The organism is Yinghuangia soli (assembly GCF_021502675.1).
In the GTDB taxonomy this organism is placed as follows: domain Bacteria; phylum Actinomycetota; class Actinomycetes; order Streptomycetales; family Streptomycetaceae; genus Yinghuangia; species Yinghuangia soli.
In genome coordinates this window covers 191,079-207,728 of the sequence record NZ_JAKFHA010000012.1, presented here as the reverse complement: position 1 = coordinate 207,728, position 16,650 = coordinate 191,079, and the positions used below count along the sequence as shown (strand labels likewise).

Sequence of the window (16,650 nt, the reverse complement as noted above, 5' to 3'; positions counted from 1 at the left end):
CGGGCCCCGGGGGGCCCCCGCCCGGGGGGGGGCGCCCCCACATTGTGGGGGGGGCCCCCACCGGCGTTTCCTTCCGAGGATGCTCTTCAGGCGTCTCGGGTGGCTACAGACGGCCGGTCAGCACCATGGGCTTCGGGTCCGCGGGCGCCTTGGCGTAGTTGAACGCGCCGTTGACGGTCACCTCGCGCCCGGTGGCGGACACCTGCCAGGTCCAGTGGACCGTGCCGCCGTCCGAGGTCAGCGGAATGCCCAGGGAGGACACGCGCGTTCCCTGCACGCGGAGCGCGTAGCCGCTCTCCCGGTCGTGGGTCTCGCCGACCGCGACGATGCCGCCCGGGGTCTTGGCGACACCGGTCAGCCGGCCCGCGTCGGGGGCGGCTTCGATTCGCTGCCAGGTACGGCCGTCCCAGTGCATTACCAGGGCATGGCCGCGGTCCTTCTCGTCGAGGATGACGCGTCCCACGGCCCAGACGTCCTGCGGGCCGTTCGCGACGACGTCGTAGAACTCGCCGTACAGGCCGCCGAACGGCGGCGTCGCCGTCGCCGTCCAGGTACTCCCGTCGTAGTGCAGGACGACGGGGACGTCGTTGTCGCCGTACCCATTGCCGACCGCCCAGATGTCGTCCGGGCTGGACGCCGAGATCCCGGAGAGCGTCCAGCTCGGGAACGGCTGCGGCACCGGAATGCGGTTCCAGGCCTGCCCGTTCCAGTGCTGGACGACGCCTTCGTGGTGGTCGACGATCTCGGTCGGGCCGCCGTCGGGGTCGGGAATGCGCTGGTCGACCACTTGGGCCCAGCCCACCGCCCACACGTTGTCCGGAGCGACGACAACAATGTCGAGCAGACCGCCACCACTTGATGCTTCCGGCATGGGCGCGGGCTGCTGCTTCCACGCCTTGCCGTCCCAGTGCTGGGTCATGACCGGTCCGCCGTCACGACCGGAGTCGCCGACCAGCCAGGCATCCCGCGGCGAGTTCACCGCGATCGCGTTGAAGCGGCCTTCGGCATCGGGAGCGGTCGGCAGTTCCTTCCATTCCGGCCCGGTCCGGTCGTCCTGGGCGTAGGCGACAGGCCGGAGTTCGGTGGTCCCGTTGTCGTTCTGGATCACCTTGAAGCCGGACGCCCAGGTGGTATGCCGGTCGACCTTGGCCGTCCCGGTGATCACCGCATCGCCGTCGGGGAACTTCCCGGCGGTCCAGCGAGGTGCGGCGGCTTGGGGTTCGGTGTCGGCAACTGCGGTCGCCGGCAGGGCGGCACCGAGGACGAGCACGGACGCGGCACTGATCAGGAGGGAGCGGGCACGTACAGCGACAGCCATGTCGCGATCTCCAGACTCGGGGCAATCACCCCGTCGCCTGAACGACTCCGCCCATGGAGATCATGTTGCGCCCACTGCCGCACATCTGTGCGGGTCACCGCCGCCCCAGCAGTGACCCGCACAGATGAATGCTCAGATGCGGCGGACGATCAACGCCCAAGCCCGCCCAGCAACTTGGCCCACGACGAGGCCGCAACCGCAATGTGGCCGACCTGCGGTTCCTTGCTGTCCCGGATGCCGATGACCGCGCCGAAGGCTGCGGTCTCGACGCAGTTTTCGTCGGTGCCCGAGTACGAAGACTTGATCCAGATGGTCTTGTTGGCGCTCACATGGTCTCCAAGATCTCGCGGACCAGATCTTCTGATTGCCGCTGGGTCAGAGCGGCTGCCAAGAGCCCATCGTACGTCTCACGGAAGGCCGCGAGCCGCAATCGGTCAACAGTGATCGCCGAACGTCCAGCAGGCGGCACGTAGCAACTCTCCCCTCCGTCATCGAACGCCAGGAGCGTGAACGGTCCGTTCAATCCAGGGTAGAAGCCGTCCGCGAAGCTGATCACTCCCAAGGACACGTTCGGCAGGCGAGCCATTTCCAGAAGATGTGCAAGCTGCTCGATGGCGAGCCCGCCTTCGCGCGGAATGCGGCGGAACGCAGCCTCGTCGATGATGAACCTCAGGTGGACTGCCGGCGAGCGGTGGAAGATCTCTTGCCGCGCAAGGCGTCGTTCCACCTTGCGTTCGATCTGGACGTCCGTCTCGGCCGGACGGTGCGTCGCGTGCAGTCGGCGCGCATACTCCCTCGTCTGAAGCAGACCCGGGATCAGCACGCTCTCGTACGTTCGAATGACCGACGCCGACTTCTCCATCTCGATGTACCAAGGGAATCCGTCAGGCCCGCGTTCGTGCGCGACGATCCGTTCCCAGGGACGCGTCAGGGCCCCGTCGGCATCGAGGATTTCATCGGTCCGGAACACGAACTGCGCGTTCAGCGGGCGATGTCCGTTCTCGTACGACGCAACCGTCGTCGCCGCGATCGACGCCAAGTTCCCGAACTGCTCCCTGGACAAGCCCGCCTTCTCGCGGCGGAATCTGATCTCGTCGGCCAGAAACGCCAGCAGATCGGCGTGGTCCTCTGTTCCCGGCTTCTGACTGCGGACTGCCACAGTCCCTCCCTGCGATACGCCGCGAGCGCGTCGGTCTACACGGCATACGAACAACGCCTGCACACCTCAGATGCGCAGGCCCACCCCAGTGACCACCGTAACCACCGAGTGGTTGTCTGGTCACGGAAACGGCATCAATTGCTCTAGGAGAGTTCACCCGTGGCCGAGCAAATGCGCACCCCTGCACCGGAGATCGGTTCGATCGTGGACACCATCTACGGCAGACGCCGCGTCATGGACATCATGACGCCGGCCGACCACGAGCACCCCATGGTCTTCTTCCGTCCGGTCGAAGGCGGCCGCGAGGGCTGCGTCGCACTCAGCGAATGGCCCAAGGTGGTCCGCCCGTAAGCAGGGGGCAACTCAGCCGACCAGTGTGTGCCGGGCCGCCTCGCGGGCGTCGCTGAGGGCTCGATCCCTGAGCTCGCCGAACAGCTGAATCGTGGTGGCGGCCAGGACGTCGTCCCCGCCGATAGTCCGTCTGTCCCCGCTTCGAGCGGAGTCGGTCTGGGGGGATCCCTTCAGGGACGGGCCCGGGGTCGGTTCACCCGATATCGCCAGGGCAACCGAGCCGAATCGCTGGATTCCGCGGTCCCGGACCACCCTGGCCGCATCACGGGCGAGGTCCGTCAGGAACACGCTCGCGATACCGTCCAGGTCGCGGACCATCGCAGGGCCGGCCATCACCCCTTGGCTCCGCAGCAGATGCCTCACCCCGGCCTCGAACCTGTGGGCGCCGACCACAGCACTCGGCTTGCGCGACCTGCTGCGCTTGGGAGAAGCCACGACGACGCCGTCGGCGTCGCGCAGCTCACCGGTCAGGTGTCGGAACGTCGGGCTGTAGTGGTACCACGTACCCCCTACCTCAAGTTCGACATTCCGGTCGATCGCCGCGACGAGGTCCGTCGGGACCAGCTTCTTGCGCGCTTCCTCCGCCGCTACCCGCGACGCACCGGCGATGATCTCCGCCAGTACTGTCCGCGTCACCGCCGCGGCCGCCGACGCGGCCGACCGTGAGACGTGCATCGGCGTCACGTCCTTGAACACGGCTTTGACGAGGGAAAGCTTGAAGGGCAGGGCATCCATGAACACACCTCATCACGCCGTCCCGACAGCAGAGCCACCGGTGCCGACCTGAACCGGCCCGACCAACCCGAACTCGGTAACGAGCACCCTTCTTTCAGCCGAGGACGTGTTTGCCGAGCATGTCGCGGCAGACTTCCACCGAGAACGCCATCAGGGCGCCGGCCTGGGCGTCCCTGAAATGGCGCTGAATGGGGGACGAGCGCAGGTAGCCGGAGCCGCCGCCTACGCGGACGCCGAACTCGGCGATCTCCTTTGCCACTTGGTTCGCGTAGAGCTTCGCTTCGACGGCGGCGGTGAGGGCGCTGGGCTCGGCGCGGTCGGCCAGCCACATGGCGCGTTCGGCCAGGGTGCGGGCGGCGAGGAGCTTGACGTGCGCGTCGGCCGCATCGAACTGCACCCACTGCATGTCGGATACCGGTGCACCCGTGGTCGGCACTACGCGCTTGCGGGCGTGGTCGGTCAGCGCATCGAGGGCTGCCTCGGCGATGCCGATCGACAGCCACGGGAGACCGAGGGCGATGATGTTCGGGGCCAGGGGGTCGGTGATCAGGCAGCGGTTCTCGCTCCGCAGCACGGTCTTTCGGAAGTTCAGCAGCTGACTGCGGGTGCCGCGCAGGCCCATGGAGTCCCAGATCGGGACCATCTCGACGCTGTCGTCCCTGCGCACCCCGAAGAACGCCGGGATGTCGTCGACCAGCGCGTTCACCAAGTAGTGGTCGGCGATCTCGCAGCCGCTCACGAACCGCTTGGCGCCGTCGAGTTCATACCCGTCCGCGACCGGTTCGGCGCGCTGGAGCGGCATCAGGAAGAGGTTGCCGCCGGTGGGCTCGGACAGTGCGTTCGCGAACCGCTTCCCGGCTTGCAACTCGTCCGCATAAAAGGACGGCCCGTACGAGACCAGCGCCTGCGCCGCGCCCAGGTGCATCATCCAGACGCACGCGGTCGCCGGGCAGGCCTTGCCGACGATGCGGAAGATCTCGCCGAGCGCCTGGTACGAGAGGCCCGAGCCGCCCTTGTCCCGCGGCATCGCGGCCATGTCCAGGCCTGCCGCGTGCAGGGCCTGGAGGTTGGCCACCGGTAGCGTCGCCTCGTGGTCGTGCTCGTCGGCCTTGGCGGCGAACTGCGGGGCCAGGTCCTGTGCCGCGTCGACAAAGTGCTCTTCGTCCCGGCGTACCGCAAACGGTGAAGTCACGGGCCCAGCATAGGGCTTCGACAGTGCGTGACCGGGCGCGAAACTCAGCCGGGGAGGACCGTGCGGCCGGTCTTGCCGCGCAGGGCGTGCCAGGTGCCCAGCGCGCGGGCCTTGGTGCGGGCCACCTTGCGGTCTTGGCGGGTGAGGGTGACGACGGTGAACTTCGCCTGCCGGACCGCCCAGTGCCAGATCTCAGGCGCGGAGCGGTGCTCCAGGGCCATCGCGAGGTGGTTGCGCGACTGGTAGTAGAGCCGCCAGGGCGGCGACGAGGCGGCGCCCACGTGCAGGGTCGCCACGAGCGGTTCGGGGAGGATGCGGATGGACCAGCCGGCCCTGCGGGCCCGGATGCAGTACTCCATCTCCTCCCACATCATGAAGTACTCCGCCTTGGGCAGCCCGATCTCGCGGACCGCGTCGGCGCTCACCAGGGCGCCCGCGAAGATCAGCAGGTCGACCGGGTACGCCGAGCCGTCCGCGGAGGGCGGCACGTGGCCGCTCAGGATGCGGTTCTTCCACGCCACGCCCAACTTGGCGACCTGGCCGGTGTCGTCGATCAGCCAGGACGCCAGCATCGCGGTGCGCGGCGGCAGCGTGCTGAGCGTCTCCAGGTGGCGTTCGAGGGCACCCGGTAGCGGGTGGTCGTCGTCGTTGAACAGCCAGGCCCAGTCGTGGCCGCGTTCGACCGCGACGCGCAGGCCCTCGGCGAATCCGCCCGCCGCGCCGGTGTTGTCGGCGAGGCGGACGTGCACGACCTTGGGGAACTCCTCGGCCAGCATCGTCCCGGTGTCGTCCACCGAGGCGTTGTCGACCACGATGATCTCGTCCGGCACGCGGGTCGAGGCCTGCACCGCGAGCAGCGAGTCGCGCAGCATCGCCGACCGGTTGAAGGTGACGAACACCGCCGCCACGGAAGGGGTGCCGGACGGGGTCCCGGTGCTCATTGCAGCGCCTCCCAGATGGTGCGGGCGACGTGCGGCCAGGTCATGGCGGGCCGCAGCACCGCGCCGCGTTTGCCGGCCTTGGCCCGCAGGTCGGAGTAGTCGGTGTGCAGGGTGCGCAGCGCGTCGTACAGGGCGTCGGCGTCGCCGGGCGGGACCAGCAGGCCCGCGTCCTCGACGATCGAGCGCTGATTGCCGACGTCGGTGCCCACGCAGGGCAGTCCGCGGGTCAGCGCCTCGACGAGGGCGATGCCGTACGCCTCGCGGTGCGTCGGGATGACCAGCGCATCTACGCCGGCGTACAGCCCGGGCATGTCGCGGTGCGGTACACGGCCCGCTGAGGTGACTCCGGCCGGCAGCCGTCCGTCCGGGGCGCTGCCGGCGAGGACGAGGTTCCAGCGGGCGTCGTCCGCGTGCAGGCGCGCGAAGGCCTGCAACAGCTCGGGGCCGCCCTTGAGTTCCCACTGCGTGCCGACGAAGAGCAGGCGCGGCGGGGCGGCCGGATCGCGAGGTGAAAGCGGCTGCAGGTCGGGATCGGTGTCGGGGGCCGGGACGTTGACTCCCGCACCCACGACGGCGATCCGGTCGGCCGGGATCCCGTAGCGGTCGGCCAGCACATCGGCCGTGCTCTGCCCCATGACGAAGACCCGGTGCGCGCCCGCCAGCATGCGGCGCTCGCGGTCCAGCCACCCCTCGGTATAGCGCGAGCGGTAGGCCCCGGTGCCGCCGGGAGTGTCGGCCGCACCGGTGGTGCCTTCGAGGCCCACCCGGTCGGTGTAGACCGCGTACCGCACGTCGCCGGGCGGGACGAGTGCGGGCAGCGACTGGACGATGAGCACCGGGCGGTCCCCGTCGAACAGGCCGCGCCGGGTGACGTACCGCTGGATCCCGGTCGGCCAGGCGGCGGTCTTGGCCCACGGGGTGCCGGGGCCGGCCCGGCGGGCCTCCGCGGTGGCCCGGAGCCGCGCGGCGGCCAGCCGCGGTTCGCGGGCCAGCGGCATCAGGTCGCAGGCCACCACGCCGGGCACCGACGAGTCGGCGCGCAGCGCGGCGAGGAGCCCGGTCGCGGACCCGGAGAAGGCGCCCGCGTGCAGGAACACCAGGCCGCCGCGGGCCGCCCCGCCGGGGCCCCTGGAGGCCTGGCTCATGTCTCCCATGTGTGCTCGACGTACACCGGGGCGGCCATGACCACCGCGCGCGGCGGCGTGTCGAGGTCGGGTCCGGCGACGTCGAACTGCTTGGCCGGCCCCCAGCTCATGAGCGGGTGGCCGTCGCGGTCGTAGATGCCGACCCACAGCGCGTACCGGCCGCGCGGCAGCGGCAGTTGGTCGATGGTGCAGCGCACCTGGTTGCCCGCCCAGCCGAGGTAGATGTCCTTGCGCGCGGTGAAGACCGGGCTCGCGGTGCCCTCGGTCACCCCGATGTGCAGGACCGCGGGACCGGTGCGCTCGGTGGCGAAGTCGAGGTCGACGACCATGGGCGAGCTGGTCGTGACGCCCGGCTGCTCGACGCCGCGGATGTCGCAGTACGAGAAGCGCACCGGCTCGTCGGTCTTGACCCGCAGGCCGGTCTCCTCCTCGACGCTGTCGCGGTAGCCGCGGAGCGCCGCGCGGATCGGTCCGTCGGCCCGGATGTCGCCTTGCTCGAGCCAGACGCCGCGCGTGCAGATGGACTCGACGGCCGCGAGGTCGTGCGAGACCAGGACGAGCGTGGTGCCCTGTTCGAGCACGGCGCGCATGCGGTCCAGGCACTTCTGCTGGAACAGCGCGTCGCCGACCGCGAGGACCTCGTCGACGAGCAGGACGTCCGGCTCCAGGAACGCGGCGACCGCGAAGCCGAGCCGCATCTGCATGCCGGACGAGTAGTGCTTGACCTGCCGGTCGATGGCGGTGCCCAGTTCGGCGAACTCGACTATGTCCTCGAACCGCTTGGCCACCTCGGAGCGCTTGAGGCCGAGCAGCGAGCCGTACAGGTAGGCGTTCTCCCGGCCGGTGAGGTCCGGGTGGATACCGGCCCGGACCTCGATGAGCGCGCCGATGCGGCCCTGCACGGAGAGCTTGCCGGCGTACGGGTACATGACGCCGGTCAGCATCTTGAGCAGGGTGGACTTGCCGGATCCGTTGGAACCGATCAGGCCGACCGCTTCGCCCGGTTCGATGTGCAGGTTGATGTCGCGCAGCGCCCAGCGCCAGTCCTCGGAGTCGCGGCGGGTGACCTTGCGGACGATGCGGCCGAGGTTGTCCCGCAGCAGCATGCGGCGGCTGTCGGCCCGGAACCGCTTCCACAGCTGGGTGGCCTCGATGCTCCCGTCAGGCAACATCGGCAATCCCCGTCTCGAGCTTCTTGAACACGCGGTAGCCGATCAGCAGCATCAGGGTCGCGGAGGCCGCTGCGACCGCGGTCAGCTTCCAGTCGGGCTGCTGGCCGTACAGGATGGTGCGCCGGTAGCCGTCGATCACGGCGGCCAGCGGGTTGACCGCGACGTACGGCACCAGCCACTCCTTGGTGATCTGGTCGAGGCCGTAGGCCACCGGGGTGGCGAACATGCCCATCTGCATGAGCAGCGGGAGCATGTGCCGGATGTCGCGGAAGTAGACGACGGCCGCGGACAGCAGCAGCGCGGCGCCGAGGGCGACCTCGATCTGGATCACCAGGAACAGCGGGGCGATGACCGAGGTCTGCGCGGGGGCCTGCGTATAGATGGCGAACAGCAGCACCAGGACGATCGTGGCGATCATCATGTCGAAGAGCGCGACGATGATGGTGGCCAGCGGGAAGACCTCGCGCGGGCAGTACACCTTGTTGAGCAGCGGGCCGTTGGAGACTATTGCGCTGGCGCCCTGGGTGACCGCGGCCATGAAGAACGTCCAGCCGAGCAGGCCGACGTAGCTGAACAGCGGGTACGGGGCGCCGTGCGACTGGGCGATCTTGCTGACGTCGCCGACGCGTTGGAAGACGACGGTGAAGACCACCATCAGCATCACGGGCGTCAGGATCGCCCACGCGAAGCCGAGGACCGCCTGCTTGTAGCGGGCCCGCAGGTCGCGCTCGGCGAGCGTGCGGACCAGTTCGCGGGACTTCCACAGTTCACGGATGCCGCGGAACAGCCCGATGCGGCGCTTGAAGCGCAGCCCGGGCGGCGGGGCCTCCGGGATCTCGCGCTGCGGGCGCATCACCACGGCCGCAGGTGTGCCGAACTGGCCCGGAGCCGGCGCCGGGCGCGGCGCGGCAGGCCGGGTGCCGCCCTGGCCGGGGTAGCCGGGCTGCCCGGCGGGCCCCGCCGGGCGGAATACGTCGGGCCGGAAGGCGTCCGGCCGTGCCGGGCCGCCGGGGCGCGGTGCCTCGGTCCCCGGTGCAGGTGCAGACTCCTGAGCCGGCCGGGCGTGGCGCCCGCCGGCCCGGGGCGCGGCCGCCGGTCCGGGCACCTGGCCCGGTGCCGGTCCGTGATGCGTCTGCCCGTTCATCTGGGTGTGCGGCCACGCGCCATCCCCGCGCGCGCCGACAGACCCCCCCACAGCGTCCCCCACGGACTCCCCCTCCCTGGTCCGCCGTCAACTCTCGCACATGGCACATCGCCACGAACGGGAATCACTCGTATGAGATCAACCGGATATTCGCAGGCGTGCATATTCGGACCCACCGCCCGAACTCCCCCAGCCCGCTCTCCTGTTACGCCTTGTCTACCACTCCGGCGCGGCCTGCGACGGCCTGCAGGAGATCTTGCCAGGCGTCCACCACTGCCGGCATCGCGTAGCCGGAGGTGCAGTGTTCGTACGCCGCCGCCCCCAGGGCCTCGCGGTCCGCGAGCACCCGCCGGAGCGCCGCCGCGACCGCGCCGGGGTCGCCGGGCGCGGCCAGTGCGCCGGTCCGGCCGTCGAGGACGACGTCGCGGACGAACCCCACATCCGTCGCGACCGCCGGGATCCCCGACAGGCCCGCCTCCACCAGCACCCCGGGGACGCCCTCGCTGTCACTGGTGAGCAGCAGCGCATCCGAGGCCCGGTAGACCCGGGCTGCGTCGTCCACGGTACCGAGGAACCGTACGCGGCCGGGCACCCGCTCCGCAGCGATCCGCGCCAACTGGTCGCGTTCGGTTCCGTCTCCGGCGACGAGGAGCAGGCGCTCCCCGGCCGGAAGTTGCCCGTGGCGCGCGCCTGCGTCCGAGGCGTGGCCGGGTGCGGGCGTCTCGGCGAAGCGCGCGAAGGCCTCGACGGCGAGGTCGACCCGCTTCTCCGGGCCGAGCGCGCCGACCACGGCGACCACCAGCGCATCGTCGGCAATGCCCAGCTCCTTGCGCGCCTGCGCGCGCGACTCGGCGTCGACGCGCGGATACGCCTCCGGGCGGCGCCCGTTCGGGATGGCCCGCACCCACTCACCAGGCAGGTCGTACCGCCCGACGAGGAGGTCGCGGCCCATCGTGGAGACCGAGGCGACCGCTGCGGCACGCCGCAGCATCGCCCCGACCCGCAGCTTTCTGGACGGACTCGCCGCCCAGTGCCGCGGATCACCGATATTCACATAAATGAACGGTGTCCGAGCAAACATCAGCGAAATGGCGCAAGCCGGAAGCGTGGACGATCCGTGCGCCACCACCACGCGCGCCTGCCCGGCGCGGTACCGCAGCATCGCCAGAGTCCGGGGGTGCAGGCGCCCCGGCCCGAGGACCGGCAGGTCGAGACGCGCGGCCGCAATCGACGCAGCATTGCCAACCGACTTGTCGGCCAGGGAGCCTGAGGAACCGTCACCCGCCGCGCCGACATCGGCGAGTGCGGCGATCTCGGAGGCGACCCCGCGGGCCCGCAGTTCCTGGTGCAGTTCGTAGGCGAACGTCTGCGCGCCGCGTCGGCGCCGGTCGGTGATCACGTGCAGCACATCGCTGCGCGGTGCTGGGCTGCGCATGAAGAGGCAGGTTGCCATACATCTCGCCGTGCCGCGCCACGGGTGGCCAAATCGGGGCCAACACGGCACCCGGCCCGGCAGTTGTCGGCCATCCCGCTGCGCCGGAGCGCTTCTGATGACATGCTCATCCGGGGACCGTCGTCGGGGAGTGCGGCGGGGCTGTACTCGGGGTGGAGCCAGGGCGCGCAAAGCGGGCCTTGGGAGACATATGGGGGTTGTGCCCGTGCACGTGTTGCACGTGATCGACAGCGTCGATCGGGCCGGGGGGGCCGAGCAGGCGCTGGCCGTGACGGCCACGCACTTGATCCGCCGGGGCATCCGGCTGGACGTCGCGTACCTGCTCGACATGGACGGTTTCCAGCCGGAGCTGGCCGAAGCCGGCGTCGCACTCTTCGGCGTGCACCGCACTTCGCGCGCCGGTTCGGCGGCCGGGTTGCGGCAGGTGATCCGCGACCGGCGGCCCGACCTGGTGCACACCACGCTCTTCGAGGCGGATGTGGCCGGGCGCGCCGCGGCAATGGCCTGCCGGGTGCCGGTGGTCTCCAGCCTGGTGAATTCCGCCTACGGCCCCGAGCAGTTCGCCTCCCCCGCGCTGCGCCCCTGGAAGCTGCGCGCGGCGCAGGGCCTGGACGCCGCGACGGCCCGCGGGGTGCGCCGGTTCCACGCCCTGACCGACCACGTCGCCGACGTGATGGCACGCCGGCTCGCGGTACGCCGCTCGCGCATCGACGTCGTGCCCCGCGGCCGCGATCCCGAACTCCTGGCCGCGGCCCGCAAACGCCGCGACGCGGTGCGCGGCGAGCTGGGCCTGGCCGCGGACACCCCGGTGCTGCTCGCCGCCGCGCGGCAGGAGTACCAGAAGGGCCTGGACGTCCTCATCGAGGCGTTCGGCACGGTCCGCATGGCCGTCCCGGAGGCGGTCCTGCTGCTGGCCGGCGCACCCGGCACCCAGACCGAGCGGCTGCGCGAGGCCGCCGAGGCGGTCGGCGGCGAGGAGCACGTGCGCTTCCTCGGCGAGCGTTCCGACGTCCCCGAACTCATGGGGGCGGCGGATGTGTTCGTGCTGTCCTCGCGCTGGGAGGGGCTGGGCAGCGTGGTGATCGAGGCGATGGGCTGCGGCACTCCGCTGGTGTCCACCGATCTGCCGCCGGTCCGGGAGATCGTGGGCTCGGAGGAACGCGCGCTGCTCGTCCCGCCCGAGGACGCCGCGGCGCTCGCTGCCGCGCTCACCGCCGCACTGACCGACCGGATGGCCGCGAACGCCCGGGCGAGTGCCGCTTTGTCGCATTTCCAGGACACCTTCACGGTCGACCGGGTCTGCGACCGCATGGTCGATTTCTACGAACGCGCCCGGGCAGGTAACCGCACGTGATCCGACAGTTCCGCACCCGGCCCCGCGAACACGCGCGCGGGTCCCGGCAAAACCTCCACAGTTCCGGCACAACACGGCGCGACCGCAGTGGACCGGGTCAACTACCGTTGACTCGCCACGCCTTCGTGACATGCGAATATGGCGCCGTGTGCCCGAACGCTCACTCCTTGACCGCGATCCGGAGGGGGACCGGTGGAGACCTCTAGCTACTTCTCCGTCCTGCAGCGCCGCTGGAAACTGGTGCTGGCCTGCCTGGCGGTGGGGCTGGTGGCCGGGTTCATGCTCACCCCGTCGGATCCGAAGGCGCTGGGCAACAACTGGACCAGCAACATCTCGGTGGTCCGCGCGCCGGAGACGGACAAGGAATTCCCGCTCATCAACGTCAAGCTGGTCTCCGACGCGGGCGAGGTCGCGAAACTGGTCGGTGCTGAGCTCGGCGAGGATTCCGCGCTGGTCGCGGCCCGGGTCGAGACGGGCGTCGACGGCGAGGCGGGCATCTTCTGGGTCACCACCAAGGGGTCGACGAAGGCCGCCGCCGAGGCGCTGGCGTCGTCCTGGGCGAAGAACACGGTCAAGCTCTTCGCCGAGAAGCAGCGGGCCCGCTACCAGGCCACCGCGGACGCGATGAAGCCCGAGGTGGACCGGCTGCGCGCGGAGTTCCAGCGGCTGCAGGGCGAAGTGGACAAGCTGCCGGAGAAGTCGAAGGCCACGAGCCCGACGTACACCGACTTGATAAACATCCAGAAGCAGTACGAGAAGGCGTCCAGCGAGTACGCGAAGTGGTCGTCTCCGTTCGCGGACCCGAAGGTCCTCGTCCAGGACAACCTGCGCAGCTCGGCGAACGCCGCGACGAGCATCCTGGCCCCGACGTCGCGCGGGCTGCGGCTCGCCCTGGCCGGTGCGCTCGGTCTGGCGCTCGGCCTGGTGGCCGCGCTCATGGTCGACCGCATGGACATGCGGCTGCGCAGCCGCCTGCAGGTCGAGGACGCCTTCGGGATGCCGGTGATCGCCGAGGTGCCGCGCGCGCCGCGGCGCATGCGGGCCGGGCACACGGTGCTGGTGGCGTCGCGCCCCGGCAGCCCGGTGGCGGAGGCGTACCGTTCCCTCCGCTCGGCGCTGCTGCTGTCCGGGCCGCCCGGGCTGGCCTTCCGGCTCGGCGAGGCGCCGCGGACCGGACGCACCTCCTCGCTCCCGGTCCGGCAGTTCACCGACCCGGCGCCGGTCATCCTCGTGGTCTCCCCCAAGCCGGGCGACGGGCGTACCAGCACGGTCGCCAACCTGGCCGCGGCGCTGGCCGAGGCGGGCCGCTCAGTCCTCGTCCTGGACTGCGACTTCCGCAACCCCGAGACGCACATGTACCTGGGTGCCAAGCCCGGCACCGGGCTGTCCGAGCTGCTGCTGTCGGAGCGTGAGACCGACCTCGCACACGTCATCCGGGCCACCGAGATCCCGCACGTGCGCGTGATAACCGGCGGCGCGCCGACCAGCTACCCGGCGGCTCTGCTGCTGCGCGTGGGCGAGGTCATCGCCCGGGCCCGGCACCACGCGGACGTCGTCCTGGTGGACAGCGCGCCGCTGCTGTTCGCGAACGACACCAACGACCTGATCCAGCACTCCGACGCGATGCTGGTGGTGACCCGCAGCGGCAACCTGACGCCGGATCAGGCCTCGCGCGTCTCCGAGCTGCTGACCCGGACCGGTGTGCCGGTCGCGGGCATCGCCCTGATCGGCACCGACCCGTCGACGGTCGGCGTGCGCAGCACCGGCCGCGGGCTGTCCGCGGTGCCGGGCAGCGGGCTCATCCTGCGCGGTCGGTCCAATGCCGCGGAGCTGTCCGCGGAGGACGGCGAGCGGTCCGCGCCCAGTTGGGCGCAGCGTCCCGAACTGGGCGACGGCAGCACGTCGGCGGTCGCCATAAGGCCGGGCAGCCCGGATGGCTCCGGCGGTTCGAGCCGCTCCGGTGCAGGTTCCGGAGGTGCGAACCTCCAGGACGACGACGCACCGCGGCCGCCGGCCGCGCGCGAGTCGGACTCGGACTCGTTCGTGCACACCGCGCAGCTGCGCACGATAAGCGTCCGGCCGGGCGAGCCGCAGTCCGGAGGTTTCCCGGGCGACCTGGACGACCCGTTCGACGGCCCGCAGGGCTACGGCGGCGGCGGTTTCCTGGACGAGGAGCCGGGTGACCTGGGGCACTTCGGGCGTCCGGGCGGGCGCCGGAGCCGGGGCGGGCAGTCGGGGCCGGAGGACCGGCCGTGACGACGCCCGGGGATCCGCCCGCTCGCAAGGTGCGGGTCCTCTGGCTCACCAAGGGGCTGGGCCGCGGCGGTGCCGAGCAGTTGCTGGTGAACTGCGCGCGGCATGCGGACCGGAGCCGTTTCGAGGTCGAGGTGGCGTACGTCCTTCCGTGGAAGGACGCGCTCGTGCCCGCGCTGCGCGAGGCGGGTGTCACGGTGCACTGCCTCGGCGACGACCCGGGCGGCAGCACGCGGTCGGCCGACCCGGCGTCGGCCGGGTCGCAGACCCGGGCCGACCGGTCGTGGCCGCTGCGGCTGCGGCGGCTGGTCGCGGCGCGCGGGTACGACGTGGTGCACACCCACATGCCGGTGCCGGCGTTCGCGGCGCGCATGCTGGTGAGCCGCGGTGTGACGCTGGTGCACACCGAGCACAACCTGTGGCACCGCTACCGCACGCCCACCCGGTTGGCGAACGCCTGGACGTACAAGCGCAATGCCGCGGTGATCGCGGTGTCGAAGGCGGTCGCCGCGACGATCGATCCGGCGCGGCTGCCGCGGCCGCGGCCGGGGGTGGAGCCGCTGCGGGTGATCTACCACGGTCCGGACCTGGGCGGTGCGCTGCCGGGTGCGGGCGGGCGGGAGCGGGCGCGCCGACTGCTCGATCTGGACCAGGACGCGTTCACCTGCGGCGTCGTCGCGAACTTCACGCCGAAGAAAGACCATGCCGGGCTTCTTGAGGCGCATGCGCTGCTGCGGCAGAGTGAGCCGGGAGCGCGGCTGGTGCTGATCGGGCTGGGGCCGCTGGAGGCGGAGTTGCGGGAACGCGCGTCGCGTCCGGACCTGGCCGGTTCGGTGGTGTTCACCGGCTCGCGCGGTGACGTGCCCGAACTCCTGCCCGCATTTGACGTGTTCGCGCTCGGATCGCGGCAGGAGGGCCTGCCGGTCGCGCTGATGGAGGCGATGGCCACCGGGTTGCCGGTGGTGGTCACCGATGTCGGCGGCATGCCGGAGATCGTGACCGACGGTGTCGAGGGCCGGGTCGTCCCGGCGGGCGATCCGGCCGCGCTGGCGGCCGCGTTCGCGGAGGCGGCGGCGGATCCGGCACGTCGGCGGGCGTGGGGCAAGGCGGCGCGGCTGCGCTCGGAGACGTTCGACGTCGCGGGCGCGCAGGCGCGGATCGAGGACGTGTACCGGGAGGTACTGGCACGATGACCGACCGACGCGAGGACGACGTCCTGGTCCGGGAGCTCGCCAAGGACGACGAGGCGCAGGTCTTGGCGCTGCTCGAGGCGTCGCTGGCCGGCGGGCCGACGGGCGAGCGCACCCAGGAGTTCTTCGACTGGAAGCACCGGGAGAACCCGTTCGGGTCCAGTCCGGGGCTGGTCGCCGAGTCGGCGGACGGCCGCGTGGTGGCGGTACGGCTGTTCCTGCGCTGGGAGTTCGCCTTCCGCGGGGAGACCGTCCGGGCGGTGCGGGCGGTGGACACCGCGACGCATCCGGAGGCGCAGGGCCGCGGCCTGTTCCGGCAGCTGACGATGGATCTGCTGCAGCGGATGGCGGCGGACACCGACCTGGTGTTCAACACGCCGAACGCGAACAGCCTGCCGGGCTATCTGAAGATGGGCTGGCGCGAGGTGGGCAAGGTGCCGATCGCGCTGCACCCGATCCGGCCGCTGGCGTTCGCAAAGGGGCTGCGCGAGCTGCGGTCGGGCGAGGCGGAGCGGGTGCCGGGCGGGTCCGATTCGGGCCGTCCGGGACGCCGGGGCGCGGTGAGCAGTTCGTACGCGTCGGGCAGTTCGGGGTCCTTCGGCTCGTCGGGTCCGGGTTCGTCGGGTTCGACGCTGCCGGATGTCTCGGAGCTGCCGCGGGCGACCGGTGATGCGTCGGCGATCCGCTGCCGGTTCCCGACCGCGCAGCAGTTCTTCGCCGATCCGGCGGCCCGCAACGGCCTGGAGGAGCTGATCGGAGACGCCGATTCGGCGGATGCCGCGCTGTATCCGGAGCGGCTGCGCACGCGGCCGACCGAGGCGTACCTGCGCTGGCGCTACGGGTCGGCGCCGGGGCTGGACTACCGGGTGATCGCCGCGTACCGGCAGGGCGTGCTGGACGGTGTCGCGTTCGGGCGGCCGCGGATGCGCGGGCCGCTGGCGGAGTTCACGCTGTCGCAGCTGCTGATCCGGCCGGGCGACCGGATGACCGCGCGGCGCCTGCTGTCCGCGGCCGGGCTGTCCGGCTGCGACCACGTGGCCACGCATCTGACCCCGGGTTCGGACGCCTCGCGGGCCGCGCGGTACGCGGGCTACGCGACGCCGCCGCGGACCGGCATGCTCATGGTCGCGCGCCCGCTGCGGCCGCTGCCGTACGGACTCGACCCGCACACCCTGAACTCCTGGCATCTGGCCCTGGGTGACCTGGAGGTCTTTTGAGCGGCACCGCGCTCACGCGGTTCCGT

15 protein-coding genes are annotated in these 16,650 nt (G+C 71.4%); 5 read left to right on the top strand and 10 right to left on the bottom strand.

Annotation, left to right across the window (positions count from 1 at the left end):
• Positions 1 to 103 precede the first annotated feature (103 nt).
• From LZ495_RS21330 to LZ495_RS21320, 3 genes are all read right to left on the bottom strand, one after another.
• Positions 104 to 1,318 (bottom strand): beta propeller repeat protein, encoded by a 1,215-nt coding sequence (locus tag LZ495_RS21330; RefSeq protein ID WP_235054163.1) that lies wholly within the window; start codon positions 1,316 to 1,318, stop codon positions 104 to 106.
• A 149-nt stretch (positions 1,319 to 1,467) separates the two neighbouring features.
• Entirely contained in the window at positions 1,468 to 1,647 is a 180-nt protein-coding gene (locus LZ495_RS21325) for a DUF397 domain-containing protein (protein WP_235054162.1), read from the bottom strand.
• Complete coding sequence (locus LZ495_RS21320; protein WP_235054161.1) at positions 1,644 to 2,477, bottom strand: helix-turn-helix domain-containing protein; 834 nt, start codon at positions 2,475 to 2,477, stop codon at positions 1,644 to 1,646. The genes LZ495_RS21325 and LZ495_RS21320 overlap by 4 nt, the downstream gene beginning before the upstream one ends.
• A gap of 159 nt (positions 2,478 to 2,636) precedes the next feature.
• Here LZ495_RS21320 and LZ495_RS21315 point away from each other — a divergent pair, with 159 nt between their 5' ends.
• Positions 2,637 to 2,828: a hypothetical protein gene (locus LZ495_RS21315; RefSeq protein WP_235054160.1), complete on the top strand. Its 192-nt coding sequence runs from the start codon at positions 2,637 to 2,639 to the stop codon at positions 2,826 to 2,828.
• A 12-nt stretch (positions 2,829 to 2,840) separates the two neighbouring features.
• Here the strand turns inward: LZ495_RS21315 and LZ495_RS21310 are convergent, their stop codons facing one another.
• The 7 genes from LZ495_RS21310 to LZ495_RS21280 all read right to left on the bottom strand — a co-directional run bounded on the left by LZ495_RS21310 (position 2,841) and on the right by LZ495_RS21280 (position 10,592).
• Positions 2,841 to 3,563, bottom strand: a complete 723-nt coding sequence (locus LZ495_RS21310) for a hypothetical protein (protein ID WP_235054158.1) — start codon at positions 3,561 to 3,563, stop codon at positions 2,841 to 2,843.
• A 94-nt stretch (positions 3,564 to 3,657) separates the two neighbouring features.
• Entirely contained in the window at positions 3,658 to 4,755 is a 1,098-nt protein-coding gene (locus LZ495_RS21305) for an acyl-CoA dehydrogenase family protein (RefSeq protein WP_235054157.1), read from the bottom strand.
• Positions 4,756 to 4,799: 44 nt separating this feature from the next.
• Positions 4,800 to 5,696, bottom strand: a complete 897-nt coding sequence (locus LZ495_RS21300; RefSeq protein ID WP_235054155.1) for a glycosyltransferase — start codon at positions 5,694 to 5,696, stop codon at positions 4,800 to 4,802.
• A complete protein-coding gene (locus tag LZ495_RS21295; protein WP_235054152.1) occupies positions 5,693 to 6,841 on the bottom strand; it encodes a glycosyltransferase family 4 protein in 1,149 nt (382 codons plus the stop codon). Before LZ495_RS21295 ends, LZ495_RS21300 begins: the two co-directional genes overlap by 4 nt.
• A complete protein-coding gene (locus tag LZ495_RS21290) occupies positions 6,838 to 8,013 on the bottom strand; it encodes an ABC transporter ATP-binding protein (RefSeq protein ID WP_235054150.1) in 1,176 nt (391 codons plus the stop codon). Before LZ495_RS21290 ends, LZ495_RS21295 begins: the two co-directional genes overlap by 4 nt.
• On the bottom strand, positions 8,003 to 8,866 hold the full coding sequence (locus tag LZ495_RS21285) for an ABC transporter permease (protein ID WP_235054218.1): 864 nt from the start codon (positions 8,864 to 8,866) through the stop codon (positions 8,003 to 8,005). The genes LZ495_RS21290 and LZ495_RS21285 overlap by 11 nt, the downstream gene beginning before the upstream one ends.
• 496 nt (positions 8,867 to 9,362) lie before the next feature.
• Positions 9,363 to 10,592: a glycosyltransferase family 4 protein gene (locus LZ495_RS21280; RefSeq protein WP_235054149.1), complete on the bottom strand. Its 1,230-nt coding sequence runs from the start codon at positions 10,590 to 10,592 to the stop codon at positions 9,363 to 9,365.
• Between the two features lie 208 nt (positions 10,593 to 10,800).
• Here LZ495_RS21280 and LZ495_RS21275 point away from each other — a divergent pair, with 208 nt between their 5' ends.
• From LZ495_RS21275 to LZ495_RS21260, 4 genes are all read left to right on the top strand, one after another.
• Positions 10,801 to 11,964: a glycosyltransferase gene (locus tag LZ495_RS21275; RefSeq protein ID WP_235054148.1), complete on the top strand. Its 1,164-nt coding sequence runs from the start codon at positions 10,801 to 10,803 to the stop codon at positions 11,962 to 11,964.
• Positions 11,965 to 12,156: 192 nt separating this feature from the next.
• Positions 12,157 to 14,220, top strand: coding sequence for a tyrosine-protein kinase family protein (locus tag LZ495_RS44940; RefSeq protein WP_235054147.1), 2,064 nt, complete (start codon positions 12,157 to 12,159; stop codon positions 14,218 to 14,220).
• Positions 14,217 to 15,410 carry a glycosyltransferase gene (locus LZ495_RS21265; RefSeq protein ID WP_235054146.1) on the top strand — a complete coding sequence of 398 codons (1,194 nt, stop codon included), beginning with the start codon at positions 14,217 to 14,219 and terminating at the stop codon, positions 15,408 to 15,410. Before LZ495_RS44940 ends, LZ495_RS21265 begins: the two co-directional genes overlap by 4 nt.
• On the top strand, positions 15,407 to 16,624 hold the full coding sequence (locus LZ495_RS21260; protein WP_235054145.1) for a GNAT family N-acetyltransferase: 1,218 nt from the start codon (positions 15,407 to 15,409) through the stop codon (positions 16,622 to 16,624). The genes LZ495_RS21265 and LZ495_RS21260 overlap by 4 nt, the downstream gene beginning before the upstream one ends.
• Positions 16,625 to 16,650: the final 26 nt, after the last annotated feature.